The 18,852-nt window shown below is 72.5% G+C and carries 17 protein-coding genes; 8 read left to right on the top strand and 9 right to left on the bottom strand.

Annotation, left to right across the window (positions count from 1 at the left end):
* Window positions 1–52 precede the first annotated feature (52 nt).
* Complete coding sequence (locus DEJ24_RS13095) at window positions 53–964, top strand: metallophosphoesterase (protein WP_111078995.1); 912 nt, start codon at window positions 53–55, stop codon at window positions 962–964.
* Between the two features lie 211 nt (window positions 965–1,175).
* Entirely contained in the window at window positions 1,176–2,255 is a 1,080-nt protein-coding gene (locus tag DEJ24_RS13090) for an NADP-dependent oxidoreductase (RefSeq protein ID WP_111078994.1), read from the top strand.
* Between the two features lie 83 nt (window positions 2,256–2,338).
* Here DEJ24_RS13090 and DEJ24_RS13085 read toward each other — a convergent pair whose 3' ends face one another.
* The 6 genes from DEJ24_RS13085 to DEJ24_RS13060 all read right to left on the bottom strand — a co-directional run bounded on the left by DEJ24_RS13085 (window position 2,339) and on the right by DEJ24_RS13060 (window position 9,035).
* Complete coding sequence (locus tag DEJ24_RS13085; RefSeq protein ID WP_258374817.1) at window positions 2,339–3,235, bottom strand: ABC transporter permease; 897 nt, start codon at window positions 3,233–3,235, stop codon at window positions 2,339–2,341.
* Window positions 3,222–4,226, bottom strand: a complete 1,005-nt coding sequence (locus tag DEJ24_RS13080) for an ABC transporter ATP-binding protein (RefSeq protein WP_111078993.1) — start codon at window positions 4,224–4,226, stop codon at window positions 3,222–3,224. The genes DEJ24_RS13085 and DEJ24_RS13080 overlap by 14 nt, the downstream gene beginning before the upstream one ends.
* Window positions 4,223–5,290 (bottom strand): outer membrane lipoprotein carrier protein LolA, encoded by a 1,068-nt coding sequence (locus DEJ24_RS13075; RefSeq protein ID WP_181436609.1) that lies wholly within the window; start codon window positions 5,288–5,290, stop codon window positions 4,223–4,225. Before DEJ24_RS13075 ends, DEJ24_RS13080 begins: the two co-directional genes overlap by 4 nt.
* A 127-nt stretch (window positions 5,291–5,417) precedes the next feature.
* The gene (locus DEJ24_RS13070; protein WP_111078991.1) at window positions 5,418–5,879 is read right to left on the bottom strand and encodes a ribose-5-phosphate isomerase; all 462 of its coding nucleotides are present in this window, start codon (window positions 5,877–5,879) and stop codon (window positions 5,418–5,420) included.
* A complete protein-coding gene (locus DEJ24_RS13065; protein ID WP_111078990.1) occupies window positions 5,876–7,669 on the bottom strand; it encodes a dihydroxyacetone kinase family protein in 1,794 nt (597 codons plus the stop codon). Before DEJ24_RS13065 ends, DEJ24_RS13070 begins: the two co-directional genes overlap by 4 nt.
* 52 nt (window positions 7,670–7,721) lie before the next feature.
* Window positions 7,722–9,035 carry an RbtT/DalT/CsbX family MFS transporter gene (locus tag DEJ24_RS13060; protein WP_111078989.1) on the bottom strand — a complete coding sequence of 438 codons (1,314 nt, stop codon included), beginning with the start codon at window positions 9,033–9,035 and terminating at the stop codon, window positions 7,722–7,724.
* Between the two features lie 49 nt (window positions 9,036–9,084).
* Here DEJ24_RS13060 and DEJ24_RS13055 point away from each other — a divergent pair, with 49 nt between their 5' ends.
* Window positions 9,085–9,906, top strand: coding sequence for a GolD/DthD family dehydrogenase (locus tag DEJ24_RS13055; protein WP_111078988.1), 822 nt, complete (start codon window positions 9,085–9,087; stop codon window positions 9,904–9,906).
* 70 nt (window positions 9,907–9,976) lie between these two features.
* Window positions 9,977–11,002 (top strand): sugar-binding transcriptional regulator, encoded by a 1,026-nt coding sequence (locus tag DEJ24_RS13050; RefSeq protein ID WP_111078987.1) that lies wholly within the window; start codon window positions 9,977–9,979, stop codon window positions 11,000–11,002.
* Between the two features lie 87 nt (window positions 11,003–11,089).
* Here DEJ24_RS13050 and DEJ24_RS13045 read toward each other — a convergent pair whose 3' ends face one another.
* Window positions 11,090–11,614 (bottom strand): DinB family protein, encoded by a 525-nt coding sequence (locus DEJ24_RS13045; protein WP_111078986.1) that lies wholly within the window; start codon window positions 11,612–11,614, stop codon window positions 11,090–11,092.
* Between the two features lie 53 nt (window positions 11,615–11,667).
* Here DEJ24_RS13045 and DEJ24_RS13040 point away from each other — a divergent pair, with 53 nt between their 5' ends.
* A complete protein-coding gene (locus DEJ24_RS13040) occupies window positions 11,668–12,324 on the top strand; it encodes a histidine phosphatase family protein (RefSeq protein ID WP_111078985.1) in 657 nt (218 codons plus the stop codon).
* A gap of 110 nt (window positions 12,325–12,434) precedes the next feature.
* Here DEJ24_RS13040 and DEJ24_RS13035 read toward each other — a convergent pair whose 3' ends face one another.
* Window positions 12,435–14,177 carry a glycerol-3-phosphate dehydrogenase/oxidase gene (locus DEJ24_RS13035; protein ID WP_181436612.1) on the bottom strand — a complete coding sequence of 581 codons (1,743 nt, stop codon included), beginning with the start codon at window positions 14,175–14,177 and terminating at the stop codon, window positions 12,435–12,437.
* A gap of 193 nt (window positions 14,178–14,370) precedes the next feature.
* On the opposite strand from DEJ24_RS13035, the gene DEJ24_RS13030 reads away from it, so the two are divergent.
* The 3 genes from DEJ24_RS13030 to ald all read left to right on the top strand — a co-directional run bounded on the left by DEJ24_RS13030 (window position 14,371) and on the right by ald (window position 17,711).
* Window positions 14,371–15,333 (top strand): sugar-binding transcriptional regulator, encoded by a 963-nt coding sequence (locus tag DEJ24_RS13030; protein WP_111079032.1) that lies wholly within the window; start codon window positions 14,371–14,373, stop codon window positions 15,331–15,333.
* 104 nt (window positions 15,334–15,437) lie between these two features.
* Window positions 15,438–16,457: a helix-turn-helix domain-containing protein gene (locus DEJ24_RS17325; RefSeq protein ID WP_111078983.1), complete on the top strand. Its 1,020-nt coding sequence runs from the start codon at window positions 15,438–15,440 to the stop codon at window positions 16,455–16,457.
* A 153-nt stretch (window positions 16,458–16,610) separates the two neighbouring features.
* Window positions 16,611–17,711: an alanine dehydrogenase gene (ald, locus tag DEJ24_RS13020; protein WP_111078982.1), complete on the top strand. Its 1,101-nt coding sequence runs from the start codon at window positions 16,611–16,613 to the stop codon at window positions 17,709–17,711.
* A gap of 287 nt (window positions 17,712–17,998) precedes the next feature.
* Here ald and DEJ24_RS13015 read toward each other — a convergent pair whose 3' ends face one another.
* Complete coding sequence (locus DEJ24_RS13015; protein ID WP_111079031.1) at window positions 17,999–18,787, bottom strand: tryptophan-rich sensory protein; 789 nt, start codon at window positions 18,785–18,787, stop codon at window positions 17,999–18,001.
* Between the last annotated feature and the right edge of the window lie 65 nt (window positions 18,788–18,852).

The raw sequence follows: 18,852 nt of genomic DNA, 5'->3' as shown, positions 1-18,852 counted from the left end.
CGGTAACCCTGCCGACGGTCCGCTGGTGCACGGCCCGGCTACGGTGTGCGACATGCAGCCTCCCGCACCCGGAACACTCCGCATCCTGCACCTGTCGGACACGCACCTGACGGGCGACGGCGCCCTGCACCAGGGCACGGTCGACACGACCGCGGCGCTCCGCGCGCTGCTCGAGCACCTGGACACCGTTCCGGGCGTCGGCCTGGTGGTGATCTCCGGCGACGTGTCCGAGGACGGCTCGCCCCGGTCCTACGAGACGGTCCGGCAGACGGTGGGCAGCTGGGCCGAACGGCACGGTGCCGCGTTCGTCACCGTGCCCGGCAACCACGACCAGCGCGCCGGCTTCCGGCAGGTCCTGGTCGACGGCCACGTCCTCGGCGAGGGCGGACAGCCGCTCATGCACACCATGGAGTACCACGACCCGTCGGTGCCGGTGCGGGGGCAGTCGATCGTCGCCGGGCGGCGCGTCGTCACCGTCGACACCAGCGTCCCGGGGGCGGGGTACGGCGAACTCGACGCGTCGGTGCTCGAGCACCTGCGCACCGTGCTCGCCGAGCCGTCCGACCACGGTTCCGTCGTCGTCCTGCACCACCCACCACTGCCCGCGCCGACCGCGCTGCACGACGCCCTGAAGCTCCGGAACCCGCAGGACCTCGCCGACGTGCTGCGCGGGACCGACGTCCGCGTCGTGCTCGGCGGTCACTACCACCACCACTTCGCCGGGTCGGTCGGCGGGGTACCGGTGCTCGTGGCGCCGGGTGTCGCGAACGACAACGACGTCGCCGGACCGTACGAGCAGGAGACCGCGCTCATCGGCACCGGCGCGCTCGTGGTCGACCTGGCAGCCGACGGCTCGCTCTGGTCGACGCCCGTCCGCCTGCCCCGCGCCGACGCGGACCAGCAGGCCCTGCACCTCGACGCGGACGCCGCGACCCGGATCGCGGAGGCGTTCGGCCCGTCGTGACCGGCAGGTCCGGACGAACCACCTGACGGCCGGGAGGCACGTGGCAGCCCCGCCCCGCGCCTCCCGGCCGTCCCGTCCGCCTTCCCGACCGTCCCGCCACCCACGGCCGGTCCTCGGAACCGGGCCGGTCCCTGCGAGTACCCCACATCCACGGACAGAGCCGTGGCTGAGGCGAGTAGGACGGAACGCACGACGTCCCGAGGAGGGTCTCATGCGAACCGGTAGCGCAGTGCAGTACGAGCGGTACGGCGACTTCGACGTGGTCGAGGTCGTGCCACAGGAACGGCCGAAGCCCGGACCCGGAGAGGTCGTCGTCGAGGTCATCGCCGCCGGCCTCAACCACATCGAGCGGTTCCTCCGCGAGGGCAGGTTGCAGGACCACGTCCAGGTCGACTTCCCCGCGCGACAGGGCGTCGACCTCGCCGGCATCGTCCGTGCCCGGGGCGACGGCGTGAAGGACCTGCGCGTCGGCGACGAGGTCATGGGCCACGCACCCGAGGGCGGCTCGCACGCCACATGGGTCGTGGTGCCCCGTGAAGCGGTCGTCATCAAGCCCACGCACGTCGGGTGGGAGGTCGCCGGCGGGCTCTACCTGGCGGGCTGCACCGCCGTCGACGTGGTTCGGAAGCTCCGCCTGGGCCCGGACGACACCGTCGTCATCAGCGCCGCCGCCGGTGGTGTCGGCCACATCCAGTGCCAGCTCGCCCGCGATGCCGGCGCGACCGTGATCGGACTCGGCAGCCCGCGCAACCACGACTACCTCCGCCAGATCGGCATCCTGCCCGTCGCCTACGGGGACGGTGAGGAGGCCCGGATCGCCGAGATCGCGAACGGCCGACCCGTCACCGCGTTCATCGACAACCACGGTGACGACGCCGCGCACGAACTGGCCCTCCGCCTGGGCGTGGACGAGAAGCGCTTCGTCTCGTCCGAGGCCCGGCGCGACGCCGAGCTGCGGTTCCTCCGGGCCCCCGCGTCCGACCCGGAGGCGAAGGAGCTCATCCTGTTCCTGGTGAAGGCCGTCGAGGACCGCCGCGTGCAGATCCTCATCTCGGGCTTCTACCCGTTCGAGTACATCGTGGACGCGTACGAGGACCTGGCCGAGATGCACTCCCGCGGCAAGGTCGTCGTCGGCATGCAGCCGGTCGAGACCGGAGCCCGACAGGACTGGTACCGGTCCGAGAAGGCCCGCGATCTGCGCGACCGGTACGCCGAGGAGAAGGCCGACGGCACGCTCGAGAGCGGCTCGCCGGCGTCCCGCGGGGCCGAAGGCGCGGTCTCGACCAGCTGACGTGCCGATCGAGGACGCCCTTGCCGTGGAGCGGAGGGCGTCCTCGGTCGCCTCCGTCCTCGGTTGCCGACGTCCTCGGGCGCCTAGCTGAGGATGTCCTTGCTGGCGAAGCGGCCGTACGCCAGCGCGCCGAACACGACCAGGTAGCCGAGCTGCAGCAGCGCGTTGCTGCCGAACGAGTCGAACGAGATCGGGTCGCGGAGCAGGTCGCCGAACCCGAGCCACAGGTGCGAGAACAGGTACGGGTGCAGCCAGTCCAGCTGCGGCAGCTGGTCGAGCACCTGCGAGACGCCGGCCAGCACCACGGTCGCCGCCATCGCCCCGACCGGCACGTTCGTCAGCGTCGAGGCGAACAGCCCGATCGCGACCAGTCCGAGCATCGACAGGGTGACGTAGAGCGCGAGGAGCAGGGCTCGCGCGGCGTACGACCAGCCGCCGACCTGCGTGCCGGACAGCAGCGTCACCGGACCGATCGGGAACAGCACCGCTCCGATCGCCGCACCGACGAGCACGACGAGCAGGGTCGCGGCGAGGCAGAACGCGATCGCGCCGGCGGTCTTCACCAGGATGAAGCGCACCCGGCCGGTCGGCGCGACGAGCAGGTACCGCAGGGTGCCGTGGCTCGCCTCACCCGCCACGGTGTCGCCCGCGACGACGCCGACGGTGAGCGGCAGGAACAGCGGGATCGACACGGTCAGCGCGGTGAAGGCGACGAACAGGCCGTTGTTCGTGATGTCGCCGAGGAACGCCGGGCCCCCGCTGTCGCCGTCGGTGGCCAGCCGCACCGCGACGGCGATGAGGATCGGCACGAGCGCGAGAGCGCCGAGCATGGCCCAGGTGCGTCGGCGTCGGAACACCAGCGCGAGCTCCGAGCCGAGCAGGGCGAACGGACGGTTGCGGCGGGTCGACGTCGGGACGGACGGTGACGGGGTCGGCCGTGACGGAGCCGTGGTCGTGGGGGTGGGGTCAGCCGGCGACATCGAATCCCTCTCCGGTGAGCGCGACGAACAGGTCCTCGAGCGTCCCGCCACCGACAGCGATGCCCCGGACCCGGACGTCGGCGCGGACGAGCTCGGCGGTGATGGTCTCGGGTTCGACGTCGGCGACCAGGTCGGCGACGAGGACGTCCGATCCGCCGTCCCGTCGCGGTGCCAGACCGAGGCGCCCCAGGACGACCGCTGCCTGTCCGACGTCCGGGGTGCGGACCGTGACGGTGCGGGCACCGGCGGAGCGGAGGTCGTCGAGCGTGCCCTGCGCGACGAGCTGCCCGGTCCGCATCACGGCGGCGTGCGTGCAGACCTGCTCGATCTCCGCGAGCAGGTGGCTCGACACGAACACCGTGGTGCCGTCGTCTGCCAGGGAGCGGATGAGGTTGCGGACCTCGCGGGTGCCCTGCGGGTCGAGGCCGTTCGTCGGCTCGTCGAGGACCAGGAGTTCGCGGGGGGTGAGCAGGGCGTTCGCCAGACCCAGGCGCTGCTTCATGCCGAGGGAGTACGCGTGCGCCTTCTTGTCGGCGGCATGAGTCAGGCCGACGCGGTCCAGTGCGTGCGCGACCCGGTCCTTGCGGCTCCGCGGGTCCGAGGTCGAGTCGGCGGCGTCGAACCGGGACAGGTTCGCGCGGCCCGACAGGTAGGGGTAGAAGGCCGGACCCTCGACGAGCGCACCGACGCGGGGGAGCACCGAGCGGAGCGCCGCGGGCATCGACTCGCCGAGCACCTCGATCGAGCCACCGGTCGCGCTGGAGAGCCCGAGGAGCATCCGGATCGTGGTGGTCTTGCCGGAGCCGTTCGGCCCGAGGAACCCGAAGACCGAGCCGCGGGGGACGGCCAGGTCGATGCCGTCCACCGCGCGCTGCTTGTGGAACACCTTCTGGAGTCCGTCGGTGCGGATCGCGAGGTCGGTGGTGGTCTCCGATCCCGCCGCTGCCGTGCCGGTCTGCGGCGCCGCGGTTGCGTCCGTACCCGTCGTCACTTCGCCGCGGCGACCAGGGCCGTGACCGGCACCGCGCCAGCCAGGACCCGGCCGTCGTCGGTCAGGTAGACCGACACGAGCGAGGTCTGGACGGCTCGACCGCCGGCCACCGCGGTCGTCAGCTGGTCGAGGAGCCCCGACGCGTCCGATCCGAGGCCGGCCTGGTCGGCACTCCCCGCGGGCAGCGCGACGACGGTGTCCCAGCCGCTGCCGGAGACGGTCGGACGGTTGGCTCCGTCAGACCCGTGGTGGCGCGCACCCGAGCGCGGGCGGGCGTCGGACAGGTCCTTCGAATCGACGTCGGCACCGGTCGGCGGGGTGAAGTCGAACAGACGCGCTGCCGGTGCTCCGTACTCGAGACTGGTGAACCCGACCTGGAACGCCGGGTCGTCCGCGCCGGTGGCCGTGACGGTCGCGCGGAGCGGGAGCCCGGTCTGCTGGTCGACCGCGAGCTGCACCGAACCGACCAGGGTGTCCGAGGACTTCGGAGTGAGGGTGACCAACCAGGCATCGTGCCCCGCGACCGAGGTCGCAACGGGCTTCGAGACGGTCGTGGTCGGCGTGATCGCGTCGATGGCCTGCTCGGCGAGGTCCGACGGAGTGGCCGTGCCGCTGGCGGGGGACTCGGCCGCCCGGCTGGGCAGCGTGGTCTTCGTCGCCGCGCGCTCCTTCGAGTCCCACGTCCACACGGTGCTGCCGTTGCGGATCAGGTCCTGCTCGGCGAGCTGCTCGGTGACCTGCACGCGCTGCTTGCTCGGTCCGTCGACGTAGACGCGGGCGGTGTGCGATGCCGTGAGCAGGCTGAGGGCATCCGAGGCATCGCCCTCGAGCGAGGAACCGCCGGCACCGGCGGGGAGTTCCGGCAGTCCCAGGTCGCTCGTCTGTGCGAGCTTGCCCGAGTACTGCGCGTCGGACGACTTCGCGATGCTGGCGATGACGGCAGCCGCGGTCGGGTCGTCGCCGGCGATCGGGGTGGACGCGGCCTGCGCGATGACGGGAGCGGCGACGGCACCGGCCACGACGACGGGTGCGATCAGGGCTGGCAGCCAGACGGACTTCTTCATGGGTCGATCCCCTCGGTGGAACGGCAGACCTCGGTGGAGCATCGGAGTCGGCAGCACCGTACGTCCGACAGCCGACAGAACGCTGTGCTCCGGCCACCCCTGCGGCCGGAGCACAGCATCCGTGGTCTCAGTCGTCCGCGCGCTCGTAGGACCGGATCGCGTCGACCTTCCCGGCGCTCGCCGAGGTGGGGTCGAACGTGTACCCGAGCCACTCCCGGACCAGGCGTCGGGCGAGTTCGGACCCGATCACACGTTGCCCGAGGCAGAGCACCTGGGCGTCGTTGGACAGCACCGAGCGCTCGACGCTGAACGGGTCGTGTGCGGTGACGGCTCGGATGCCCGGCACCTTGTTCGCGCTGATCGCCACGCCGAGACCCGTGCCGCAGACCAGCAGGGCCCGGTCGGCATGGCCCGCGGCGACGAGACGGGCCGCCTCCACGGCGACGTGGGGGTACGCGGTGTGGCCGTCGGCGTCGACCCCGACATCGGTGAGCTCGGCGACGCGCGGGTCGGCGGCGAGGTCGGCGCGCAGCACCTCCTTCAGGGTGAAACCGGCGTCGTCGGACCCGATCGCGATGCGGAACGTCATGCGTGCACTCCTCTGTTCGTGGTGGTGGTGCTGCCGGTGGTGTCGGGCTGCTCGTCACGGCCGGCCAGGACCTCGCCGATCCGGGTGAGGAGCATCCCCATCGAGACGGCGCCGGCGTCCGGCGTCCCGAGGCTCTTCTCGGCGAGCGGGCGTGCCCGGCCGACCCGCGGAGTCAGCGCCGCGGTCGCCTCTGCCTGCCGGACGGCGACCTCGGCGGCGGTGGCCCAGGCCTCGGGGAGCGGCCGACCGGTCGTGACCGCCTCGGCGAGTGCGTCGACGAACGGCAACAGCGCGTCGAGGAGCGTCTTGTCCCCGCGCTGCGCCCGCCCGAGCTGGACGATCGCCTCCGCGAACGCCGCCGCGGCGGCGACCACCATCGGCGGGGTGACCTCGTCGGCGTCGTCTCCGATCGACGCGCCGAACGCTTCGAGCGCCGCACCCCACAGGACGCCGGACGTCCCGCCGGCCTCGGCCGCCCAGGCCTCTCCCGCGCGTCCGAGCAGGAAGCCGACCCCGGCGGACCCGTCGATGCCCTCGACTGCCCGGCGAGCGGCGCCGGCGCCCTTCACCATCCCGCGTCCGTGGTCCCCGTCACCGGCCACCGCGTCGATGCGACCCAGTTCGTGTTCCTGCTCGCGGAGCAGTCCGTCCATCGCCCGGACCGCGGCGCGTGCTGCCTCGCCCGCTCGACGGGAGGCCGGGGTCGCGTCCGGGACGACGGACGCGGTGGTCGCCGCCTCGGTCGCGACCTCCGCCGGGACCAGTGCCGCGACCGGTGCGGCGGACTTGCGGTACGCCGGCGTGTGGGCATCGGCTCGCCAGAGGCGCTCGAGTTCGTCGTCGAGCCACTGCAGGGTGAGGGAGCAGCCGCCCATGTCCAGGCTCGTCACGAGTTCACCGACCTCGGGTTCGACGACCTCGACCCCCGCGGCCGTCAAGAGCGGAGCGATCCGGCCCCACAGCAGGAACAGCTCCTCGTACTTCGTGTCCCCCAGGCCGTTCAGGACGGCTGCGACCCGACGGGGCGCCGTCGAGTCACGCACCGCTGCGTCGAGCGGGGACTCCGCCAGCAGACGCTCGACGAGCAACTCGGCCAGGGCTCGTGCCGGGAGCAACGGGACGTCCCGGATGCCCGGCTCGCCGTGGATGCCGAGCCCGAGTCCGAGGTGTCCGGCCGGCACGGTGAAGAGCGGCCCCTCCGAACCCGGCAGGGTGCACCCGGAGAAGGCGACCCCGATGGTGCGGGTCCGTCCGTTCGCGTGTCGACCGATCCGCTCGACCTCGTCGAGGGACGCACCCTCGGCCGCGGCGGCACCCATCGCCTTGAACACCGCGAAGTCGCCCGCGATGCCGCGGCGACGGTCGGCCTCGTCGGCCGAGGCGACGTCGTCGGTGACGACGACGATCCGGGTGTCGATGCCGGCCGCACGGAGCCGCTCCGCAGCGAGCCCGAAGTTCATCGTGTCTCCGGCGTAGTTGCCGAAGGACAGCACGACCCCGCGGCCCTGGTCGGCGGCCCTCGCGACCGAGTAGACCTGCGCGGCCGACGGCGAGGTGAACACGTTGCCGACGACGGCACCGGTCGCGAGCCCGGGTCCGACCAGCCCGCTGAACGCCGGGTAGTGCCCCGAGCCTCCGCCCACGACGACCGCGACCTGCGGTGACGCGTCGGCGGTCGGCAGGGTCACCACCCCGCCGGTGACGCCGCGCACCCGGTCGGCGTACAGGGCGAGCCAGCCCCTGAGTTGGTCCTCGGCGAAGTCCTCGGGGTCGTCGCAGATCGTGGTCATGGTGTGGTCCTCCTCAGGGACTTGTGGGTGGGTGGCATTGCGGTCATCTGTCTCAGGGCTGCGCATCGGTCGTCGGGGCCGGCGGCACGCGGAGTCGGCCGACCATGACGAAGGCGCAGGCGTAGAGCCCGACGAAGGTCCACGTGACCGCGGCGCCGTCACCGCCGAGCGCGAAGACCGCGGCGACGACCCCGGTACCGAGGAACGCGGCGCCCCCGGCAGCGGTGGTGTACATCGCCATCGCGGCGCCCCGGTACCGCGGTGCGAGCGCCGGCATGATGGCGCCCATCGGGACGAAACCGGCGAGCGAGCAGCCGAATGAACACCCCGCGACGACGGCGAGGACGTAGCCCCAGTCGGAGCCGGCGGGGACGAGCTGTGGGACGTACCACCAGGCGAGCAGGCCGATCGCGGAGCCGACGACACCGAACCACCGCACGGTACGGACCCACCCGATGCGGTCTCCGACCCAGCCGAAGAAGGCGTTCACCAGGACGTTCGTCGCGTAGACGCAGACGGTCATCAGCAGCCAACGCCCCTGGCCCCAACCCCGGTCCTCGGCGATGACGACGGGCAGGACGACGAACATGCCGAACTCGGGCGCGGTGTTGATGAGCCGGACGAGGAAGCCCATGAGCACCTGGGGTCGGGTGACGGTGAGCCGGAGGCCGCTCGTGAGGACCCGGCCCGCGCGCTCCTCCCGCGGCGCGATCCGCTCGCTCGGCAGGTGGACGCCGAAGTGGGCGAGTGCCCAACCCGCCACGACGAGGACGATCGACGCGGTCATCGCGCCGGTCTCCCCGACGACGCCACCGCCGAGGACCGGGATGGCGCCCAGGGCGACCAGGGAGCCGAGGGTGGGCAGGCCGCCGGTGAACGCGACGTAGAACCAGCCGACCGCCGCGCCACGCCGTTCCGTCGGCGCGGTCACGTTCACCCAGACGAGGAACGCGAAGGCGAAGAGCGGGTGTCCGAACCCGCGGAGGGTGTACGCGACGGCGGTGATCGGGACGCTGCCCAGCTGCAGCCCGCCGAGGAACAGCAGCTCGAAGACGACCCAGACGACCATGCCCAGGGCGATCACGCGGCGGGGCCCGACGAGGTCGGACAGTGCTCCGGACAGGTAGCTGCCGACCAGGGTGGCGAGGCTCGCAGCGGTGACGATGGTCGCGACCGTCGTCTCGGGGCTGCCGAGGACGGTGACCAGGTGCGGCGTGACGAAGTTCGACTCGACGCCGACGCCGGTCATGGTGACGAGGACCCCGAGGAGACCTGCGGCCAGGGGACGGGGGATCCCCAGGCGGTCGAGCGCGCCCGGGCCGGCCGGACGCGCGCGAGGGAGGAGGGGTTTCGTCGACGTTGACATGTTCGCTCTCGATCGCAGGACTATGTGACATCGGGTATGTTACCCACTCATGTCCCACTCTTCGAACCACGACCCTGCAGTCGACATCGCAGCGGCCCTCCGCTCCGGTCCGGTCAGCGTCGACCACACCAATGCCTTCGCCGGCCGGGTGGCGGTGGTCACCGGTGGCGCCTCCGGCATCGGCGAGGCCATCGCCCACGCGCTCGCCGAGCGCGGCGCCCGGGTCGCCGTCGTCGACGTCCGCGCGGAGGCTGCTGCCGCCGTCGCGGCCGACCTCGTCGGTACCGGGCACCTCGGTACGGCCTGCGACGTGACCGACCAGGCTTCGGTGGACGCCGCGGTCGCGACCGTGACGGCCGCCACCGGCCGTGTCGACGTCCTCGTCAACAGTGCGGGCATCGTGGCCCTCGGAGCGGCCGAGGACCTGGGCGCCGACGCCTGGACGCGGACGCTCGACGTCAACCTCACCGGCACGCACCGGGTGGCGCAGGCGGTGGGGCGGCACATGCTCGACGCCGGGTACGGGCGCATCGTGAACATCGCGTCGCAGGCTGCGCACGTCGGGCTCGACGGGCACGCCGCGTACTGCGCGTCGAAGGCCGGTGTCCTCGGCCTCACCCGGGTGCTCGCGCTCGAATGGGGAGGTCGGGGCGTGACGGTCAACACGGTGTCGCCGACCGTCGTGCTCACCGCGCTCGGGCGCTCGGCGTGGGCGAACGACGCGGGCCTGCGCCACCAGGACGAGATCCCGACCGGGCGGTTCGCCACCCCGGCCGAGGTCGCGTCGGCCGTGCTCTTCCTCGCGGGCGAGTCCGCAGCGATGGTGAACGGTGCGGACCTCCGGGTCGACGGTGGTTTCACGATCCGGTGACGCGGTCGGCGTTACGATCGCGGTGCCGTCCGCACGCCCGACGGCACCGCACCCGGGAGGCCCGCGCTCGATGTCCGACAGAACCCCGTCCGCATCGGCCCCGTCCGTTCCCGCTCCGGTCAGCCCCGACCGGCCCGGGTCGGCGACGCCCGCACCCGAGGGCCAGCGGTCCCGGTTCCCGCTCGACACGGTCTACCAGGCCGCGCGGATGTACTACCTCGAGGACGCCACGCAGAACGAGATCGCCACCCGTCTCGGGGTGTCCCGTCCCACGGTGAGTCGGCTCCTGTCCGAGGCCCGCCGTGCCGGCCTGGTCCGGATCGAGGTCGTCGACCCGTTCCAGGACGAGACCGTCGCCCTGGCCGAGCGACTGCAGGTGGTGCTCGGGCTCCAGGCCGTGCACCTCGCCGCCGTCACGCACACCGCGACCCTGGGCGTGGACCTCGCCGAACCGGTCGCCGCCGCCGTCGAGGGGATGCGCCTGGCCCCGGGCGACGCCGTGCTGATGTCGTCCGGCAGCACCGTGCACGCGATCGCGCACGGAGCGATGCCGGCGATGCCGGGCGTGCAGCTCGTCCCGACCGTCGGCGGTCAGGCCGACCCGAACCAGTGGTTCCAGACGAACGAGATCACCCGCGCGGCCGCGGAGCGGTCCGGTGCGATCCCGACGTTCCTGTTCGCGCAGGCCCTGCCGTCGGAGGCACTCCGGGCCTCCCTGGACGAGGACCCCGCGTTCCAGCACGTCGTCGGGCTGTGGAGCCGAGCGAAGGGCGCGATCCTGGGGATCGGCGCGCCGGTCGTGACGCGCGACGCGATGGCCCGCGGGCTGCCGGTCGACGACGACGTGTTCGACCGGGCGACCGGCGACGTCTGCCTCAACTTCACCGGCCCGGACGGTGAGCCCATCGAGTTCCCCGGCAGCGACCGGATGGTGCGGACCTCTCGCGAGGTGCTCGCCGCCGTGCCCCACGCGGTCGGCGTCGCCGTCGGTGCGGTCAAGGTGCCGAGCATCATCAGCGCCGTGCGCGGCCGTCTGGTCAACGAGCTGGTCACGGACGCGGCGACGGCCAGGGCGCTGCTCGACGCGCTGGCCTGAACCGTCGGCGGCCCGGTCCGTCGGCGGCCCCGTCCGTCAGTGGTCCGGTCCGTCAGTGGTCCTGGTCGGCCGGGAGGCCCGGATCACTCAGCGCGCGTGCCGCACGTCCCACAGGTGGTGGACCGGGTCGTGCGCGTAGTAGACCGCGAGGGTCGCGACCGTGAAGCCGCTGCCGTCGGAACGACGTCCGGTGCGGTCGAGCTGGTCGTCACGGACGGCGGCGAACGCTCGGGCGGCCCGACGGGCGGCGGCCGTCAACTCCTCGGTGACCGCCGCAGGGTCCTGCTCGCCGTAGCGCTCGGCGACGGCGGTGGCGTCCTGGTCCCAGTTCGGGAAGAGCGGGTCGTCCTCGGCGAGCATCAGCTCGAGGCGCTCGGTCATCTTCCGGTGCACGTCGCGGACGTGTGCGCCGTACTCGAGCGGTGACCAGGTCGCGTCGTCCGGGCGCTGCCGGACGTCGTCGCGGCGCAACCGCTCCGGCCACCCCGCGGTGTTCGCGTCGATGAGTTCCGGCACGTCGCGGATCGTCGTCGTGCCGCCGTCGAAGCCGCAGTCCGGGCAGGCCGACTCGATGACCCAGGTCCAGTTCTTCGTGTCCGGTTCGATCGCCACGGCCAGACCGTAGCAGTCTCCGGACCCGGCAGGGCGGTCCGTAGGGTGAGGCCATGCGACTGCTGCTCGTCCGCCACGGACAGACCCCCGCCAACGTGACCGGCCTGCTCGATGCCGAAGTCCCCGGGCCCGGCCTGACCGACCTCGGGCAGGAGCAGGCGGACGCGCTGCCCGCAGCCCTCGGTGACCGGGGGATCGAGCGGCTCTTCACCTCGACCATGGTCCGGACGCAGATCACCGCCGCACCGCTCGCGCGTGCGCTCGACCTGGAGCCCGTGGTGCTGCCGGGCCTCCGTGAGATCGAGGCCGGCGAGCTGCAGGGCAAGCGCGACACCGTGTCGGTGCAGAGCTACCTCGCCGCGGCGTACGCCTGGGCCGCGGGGGACCTCGACGAGCGGATGCCCGGCGCCGAGGACGGCCACGCCTTCTTCGGCCGCTACGACGACGCCGTCCGGCGGATCGAGGAGACCGGCGCCGAGGTCGCGGCGGCGTTCAGCCACGGTGCCGCGATCCGGATCTGGGCCGCGGTGACGGCGCAGAACGTCCCGAACGACCTCGGCCGGAACCGGCACCTGGAGAACACCGGCGTCGTCGAGCTCGAGGGCTCGACGACGGACGGGTGGCGCCTCGTGGACTGGGCGGGCGAGCCGATCGGCGGCGACGATCTGGCGGACCTGAGCGCGCAGGACCCGACCGGCGAGCGGTTCTGACGGGGCCGGTCCGGGCCTCCCGTCCGGGTCCCCGCACAACGCAACGTGGGCGGCTCCACGCAACGGGAGGTCGTTGCGTGGAGCCGCCCACGTTGCGTGTTGCGGAGGGGTCAGGCGAGCTGCGACGCCGACGTCAGCGGCACGATGACGCGGTGCGACTCGCGCAGCACGTCCAGGGTGCGCTGGACCTCGTCGGCACGGTCCTCCGCCGTCCAGCCGAGCGTCTCGGCCATGACGTCGGCGAGCTCGTCGAGCAGGTCGATCGTGACGCCACCAACGAACGCGAGGTTCGTGCGGCGCAGCACCACGTCGACCAGGTGCACGGCCTGCTCGCGCTCGGCGAAGTACCGGACCTCGGCGCGGGTGAGCGTTGCGTCGGACTCGAGCGGCTCGACCGGACCGGTGACCAGCGCGTCGACGACCTCGGCGGCACGGGTGCCGTAGCGGTCGAGCAGACGGTCGACGGTCTCGGATGCGAGGCCGTCGCGGTGCGACTTGATCCACAGGGCTCGCTGCCCGTCGGTGGTGGGGAAGTCCTTGCCACCGCCGATCGGCATGCCGGTCGTGTCGACCTTGCGGGTGATGCCGAGCTTCGTCGTGACGTCGGTCGACAGGTGTGCGGCGAGGGCACGGAAGGTCGTCCACTTGCCGCCCACGAGCGACAGCACGGTGGTGTCCGGCAGTCCGGCGATCGCGGTGTCGACGATCCGGTAGTCGCGGGACACGAAGCCGGGGGCGGTGTCCTCGTGACGGGGGAGCGGCCGGATGCCCGAGTAGCTGTAGACGATGTGGTCCCGCGTGACCTCGATCTGCGGGAACACGTGCTTCACGAGCCCGAAGAAGTAGTCGATCTCCTCGTCGGTCGTGACGACCGGCTGCGACGGGTCGGCGTCGATGTCGGTCGTGCCGATGAGGACCCGGCCCTTGAGCGGGTAGATGAGGACGATGCGGCCGTCGTTGTTCTCGAAGAACAGTTCGCGGCCCTTCGTCGCCTCGAGCAGCTCGGGGTTGTCGACGACGATGTGGGAGCCCTTCGTGCCGCCCATGTACTTCGTGCCGCCGCCGAACGCCTCGTTGGTCAGGTCGGTCCAGGGGCCGGACGCGTTCACGACGACGTCCGCGGTGAACACGAACTCCTCGCCGGTCTCGCGGTCGCGGAGCAGGACGCCGCCGTCGCGGGCGCCGACCGCCTCGACGTAGTTCGTCGCACGGGCGGTCGCGTCGGCACCGGTACCGGTACCGGCGGCCAGACCGTCCTTGAGGACGTCGAGCGCCAGGCGCTCCGGCTCGTGCACGGAGGCGTCGTAGTAGGTGCCGGTGTACTTCAGGTCGCGGTTCAGCGCGGGCATGTCCTCGAGGGCGGCCTTCTTGGTGCGGAAGACGTGCTTCGGGACGGAGCCGCCGTCACGCGAGAAGGAGTCGTAGATCGTCATGCCGATCTTGATCAGCATCGCGCCGCGCTCCTTGGTGGAGCGCTGCTTGTGCGTGAGCATGCGCAGCGGGGCGTTCATGATGCCGGAGAAGGTGGAGAAGACCGGCATGGTCGTCTGCAGCGGTTTGACGTAGTGCGGGGCGATGCGGATCAGGCCGTTGCGCTCCTGCACGCTCTCGCGCACCAGGCGGAACTCGCCGTTCTCCAGGTAGCGGATGCCGCCGTGGATCATGTGGCTCGATGCTGCGGAGGCGCCGGAGCCGTAGTCGCTGCGCTCGACGATGGCGACGTCGACACCCTGCAGGGCGAGGTCGCGGAAGGTGGCGATGCCGTTGATCCCGCCCCCGACGATGAGGACCTGTGCGTTCGGGCGTCCGGTGAGGGCGGTGACCGTGTTCCTGGGCTGCGTCTTCTTCGACATGGTCGTTCGCATCGCTTTCTGGGGTCGATTCCGTTGGTACTCCATCGATCGTGCGCTCGTCGGAACGCTTGGGCAACCTCCGTGCACGGACGTGCAGAACGGTTGTCGCGCCTCCTCTCGGTGCCGCGTCAGCGCGGACTGGAGGCACGGACGGGGTTGCAGAGGTCGTGCACGTCCGTGCATGCTCGGTCCCATGAGCGATGCCGCCCAGCCCGTGCGCACCCAGCAGGCCCTGCGGGCCGCGCACCTCTACTACCTGCAGGACCTGACGATGGACGCCATCGCCGACGAGCTCGGCACGTCCCGCTCGTCGGTGTCCCGACTGCTGAAGTACGCGCGGGACACCGGACTGGTCGACATCCAGATCCGCTCGCCACTCGACCAGGCCGCCGCGCTCAGCCGCAGCATCCGCGCGCGCTTCGGGGTGCACGCGCACGTCGTCCCGGTGCCGGACCACACGAGCGACGTGGACCGGCTGGAACGGGTCGCGCTGTCCGCCGCGCGGATCCTCACGCAGTACATCGAGTCGAACATGGTGATCGGCATCTCGTGGGGCTCGACCGTCAGCGCCGTCAGCCGGTACCTCGTGCCGAAGACGACCCACGGCTCCACGATCGTGCAGGTGAACGGTGCGGCGAACACCCGCACGACCGGCATCGTCTACGCCTCGGAGATCCTCCGCCGGTTCGGTGAGGCGTACGGCGCCCTCGTGCAGCAGTTCCCGGTGCCCGCGTTCTTCGACGACCCCGCCACCAAGGCCGCGCTCTTCCGGGAACGCTCGATCCGCCGCGTGCTCGACCTGCACGAACGGATGGACGTCGTCGTGTTCGGTGTCGGCGCCCCGCAGGCACCGGTGCCGTCGCACGTGTACTCCGGCGGGTACCTGGACCCGGCCGACCAGGACGAGCTCGTCACCGCGCAGGTCGTGGGCGACGTCTCCACGGTGTTCTACCGGGCGGACGGGTCGTGGAAGGACATCGGGGTGAACGCCCGGGCCGGTGCCCCCGACCTCGACACGATCAAGCGCGCACCGCGGCGGATCTGCGTGGTCGCCGGGCGCGGCAAGGCCGCGTCGTTGCGCGGAGCGCTGGCGGCGGGGCTCGTCACGGACCTCATCCTCGACGAGAGCGTGGGGCAGGCGATCCTGCAGAACTGACGGGTGTCCGGGTCGGCGGGGACGGCCGCGTCCGCGGGCCCTGACCCCGCTTCTGGGGTGGGTGGGCCGGTCAGGATGTCGGTGGCCTGATCTACGGTCGGAGCATGGTGCTCTCTCCCGAAGCCGGTCCGTCCGTCGCCCGCCGATCCGGTGGCGCCGAGCGGCCACGAGCGGTCCCGCGGCAGGACACGCGTTCCTACCGCCGGCTGGCGGGGACCGACATCGACCAGGCGATGGCGTTCTTCACGTCCGACTACGACCTGAAGGCGCCGGTGATCCGCCGTACCCGTCCGGACACGCTGTGGGACTTCGCCGGTGTCACCGACGAGCGGATGTCGCTCCGGACCTCCCGGTTCGGCGTCGACCTGCGCAGCCAGAGCCAGTCCGACGACGTCATCGTCGCGTGGCTCCGCAGCGGCAGCAGCACCATCACGTTCAACGGACGCTCCGTCGACCTGGTGCAGGGGGTGCCGATGGTCCTGCCGTCGGAGACCTACGACCTGCACCACCGTGACATCGGCCTGAACCTGGTGCACCTGGACCGGAAGTTCCTGACCGACCTGGTCGGCGACGAGACCTTCGCGTTCGAACCGCTCGAGCGCCCGGACCAGGACGGCCTGCGCGTCTGGCAGGAGACCGTCCGCCGGCACTCCTCGACGTGGCTGCAGGTCGACACCGAGCTGTCCGCCATCGCCCGCCGGGACATCGCGGAGGCCTTCGCGACCGCCGCCGTCCGCGCGTTCCCGCGTCGCAGCAGCTGGCGCGCCGCGGTCTCCGGCACCGGGCCGGAGCACCAGCGCCTCCGTCGTGCTCTCGACTACGTGCACGCCCACGCCCGCGAGCCGATCGGGACGCCCGAGATCGCCGCGGCCGCCGGTCTCAGTCCGCGCGGTCTGCAGCAGTCGCTCCGCCGTCACCTCGACCAGACCCCGGGTGAACTGCTCCGGTCCGTGCGACTCGACGGTGCGCGCGACGACCTGCGGCGAGCCGAGCGGGACGAGACCTCGGTGGCCGACATCGCCCGTGGATGGGGCTTCGGGCACCTCGGCCGGTTCTCGGCGGCGTTCCGGTCCCGCTTCGGCGAACTACCGAGCGACGCGCTGCGCTCGCGACTGCGTCGCTGAGCAGCATTCGGTGGGAGCGCTCCGGAGTGCTGCCCCGCCGAACACCATGACACCGAACTCCTCCGATACGGGCGATCGTTCGGCCTGACCGCATCCGCGACGAACACGCGGCTGAATGGTGGGACCGAGCAACTGCCCACGAAGGAGTCCGTCATGCGCATCGGCATCCCCACCGAGATCAAGAACAACGAGTTCCGCGTCGCCGTCACCCCCGCCGGGGTCGCCGAGCTGACGATGCACGGACACGAGGTGCTCGTGCAGGCCGGAGCAGGGACGGGATCCGCCTTCGGTGACGACGAGTACAGCGGCGCCGGCGCCACCGTGGTGCCCGACACCCGTCGGGTCTGGGACCAGGCGGAGATGATCCTGAAGGTCAAGGAGCCCGTCGCCGCCGAGTACCCGCTGATCCGCGAGGGCCAGGTGCTCTTCACCTACCTGCACCTGGCAGCCGACCGCCCGTTGACCACGGCGCTCGTCGAGTCCGGCGCGACCGCGATCGCCTACGAGACCGTGCAGCTGCCAGACCGCTCCCTGCCGCTGCTCTCGCCGATGTCCGAGATCGCCGGCCGGCTCGCCGCGCAGGTCGGTGCGCACCACCTGATGCGCGCGAACGGCGGACGTGGCCTGCTCCTCGGCGGCGTCCCGGGGACACCGAAGGGCCGTGTCGTGGTGATCGGCGGCGGCGTCGCCGGTGAGCACGCCGCGACGATCGCCCTCGGGATGGGCGCCGAGGTGACGGTCTTCGACATCAGCCTGCCGCGCCTCCGTGCCCTCGACGCGCGCTTCGACGGACGGGTGACGACCCTCCGATCGAGCCCGCTCGCGATCGCCGCGGCCGTGGCGGACGCCGACCTGGTCATCGGGTCGGTGCTGATCCCGGGGGCCTCAGCGCCGAAGCTCGTGACCGACGCGATGGTCGCCGACATGCGACCTGGGTCGGTCCTGGTCGACATCGCCATCGACCAGGGCGGCTGCTTCGAGGGCTCGCGGCCGACCACCCACGACGACCCGACGTTCGCGGTGCACGACGCCGTCTACTACTGCGTGGCGAACATGCCGGGCGCGGTGCCCCGCACCAGCACGATCTCGCTGACGAACGCGACGCTGCCCTACGCGGTGGCGATCGCGGACCAGGGGTGGGAGCGCGCGCTCGAGTCCGACCCCGCCCTCGCGCTCGGGCTCAACGTGCACGCGGGCCGGGTGACGAACGAAGCCGTCGCCGCTGCGCACGGGCTGGTGGCCGCCGCACGCTGAGCCCACCGGAGCCCGCCAGCGGGGCGGGGTGGGCCGCGCCTCCAGTCGGCCCTGCCGGTCAGGGACGCGAAAGCGACAGATCGGCGCCGATCTCTCGCGCCGATCTGTCGCTTTCGCGTCTACGCCGGGCCGGGCTGCGCCGGGCCGCGCCGCGCCGGGCCGGGCCGCGCCGGGCCGGGCCGCGCCGCGCCGGGCCGCGCCGCGCCGGGCCAGGCCGGGCCGGGCCGCCGGACCGGGCCAGGCCGGGCCAGGCCGGGCCGGGCCGCCGGGCCGGGCCGCGCCGGGGGCTACGCGGTGCGCAGCGCGGCCGGGCGCGCAGCCCAGCCGGCGCGGGCACGCGCGACGAGCGTCACGACGACGACCACCACGGTGGCGCCGACGGCCGTGACCGCGGTCGGCACCGAGACCAGGGGCCCGTCCAGTCGGGCGACCGCGACCCACGCGAGCCCCCAGCCGAGCGCGAGCGTCGGCGAGATGCGCCCACGTCCGGTGACGGCCACGAGGACGCCGACGAGCCCAGCGACCGCCGCGACGACGACACCCCAGACGTCCTGACCGAGGCCGAGACCGCGGAAGCCCGCTGCCGACAGGACCGCGGCCGTGTTCGCCGCCGTCGCCACGCACACCCAGCCGAGGTAGAGCCCGAACGTGCCGTCGGTGACGATCGCCTCGACCCGGCCGGACGGCGTCGTGCGCCGCAACACCACGAAGGCCCAGGCGAGCACGCCGAGGAGCGCGACGATGATCGGTTCGCTGAGCCACAGGTACCCGAACTGCACGGACAGGATCCATGCCGCGTTGAGCAGCAGGGACAGTGTCGCGGGGACGGCGAGCCGGTCGTGGCGGGCGCGGTCGGCGGTGCGGGCGAGGAACTGCCACACGGCGAAGGCGATGAGTCCCACGTAGACGACGCTCCAGATCCCGAACGCCGGTCCTCCCGGTGCGATCGCGGTGGCGGAAGCCGAGAGTGCCCCGTCCGCCGCCTCCGCGATCGGGGTGCCCCCGGCCGCACCGGACCCGATGAACGAGCCCACCACGGCGACGACAGCGCTCACCGCGATCACGATCTTCCGCATCCACCGCATGGTCGTCCTTTCGTCAGCATGCTGAGGATCCGGACGCTACGCCGTCCCGCTGCCGT

This window comes from Curtobacterium sp. MCPF17_001 (genome assembly GCF_003234615.1).
Lineage (GTDB): Bacteria > Actinomycetota > Actinomycetes > Actinomycetales > Microbacteriaceae > Curtobacterium.
Note: the sequence above shows the minus strand (reverse complement) of the source record. Positions and strands in the feature narration are given on the sequence as shown.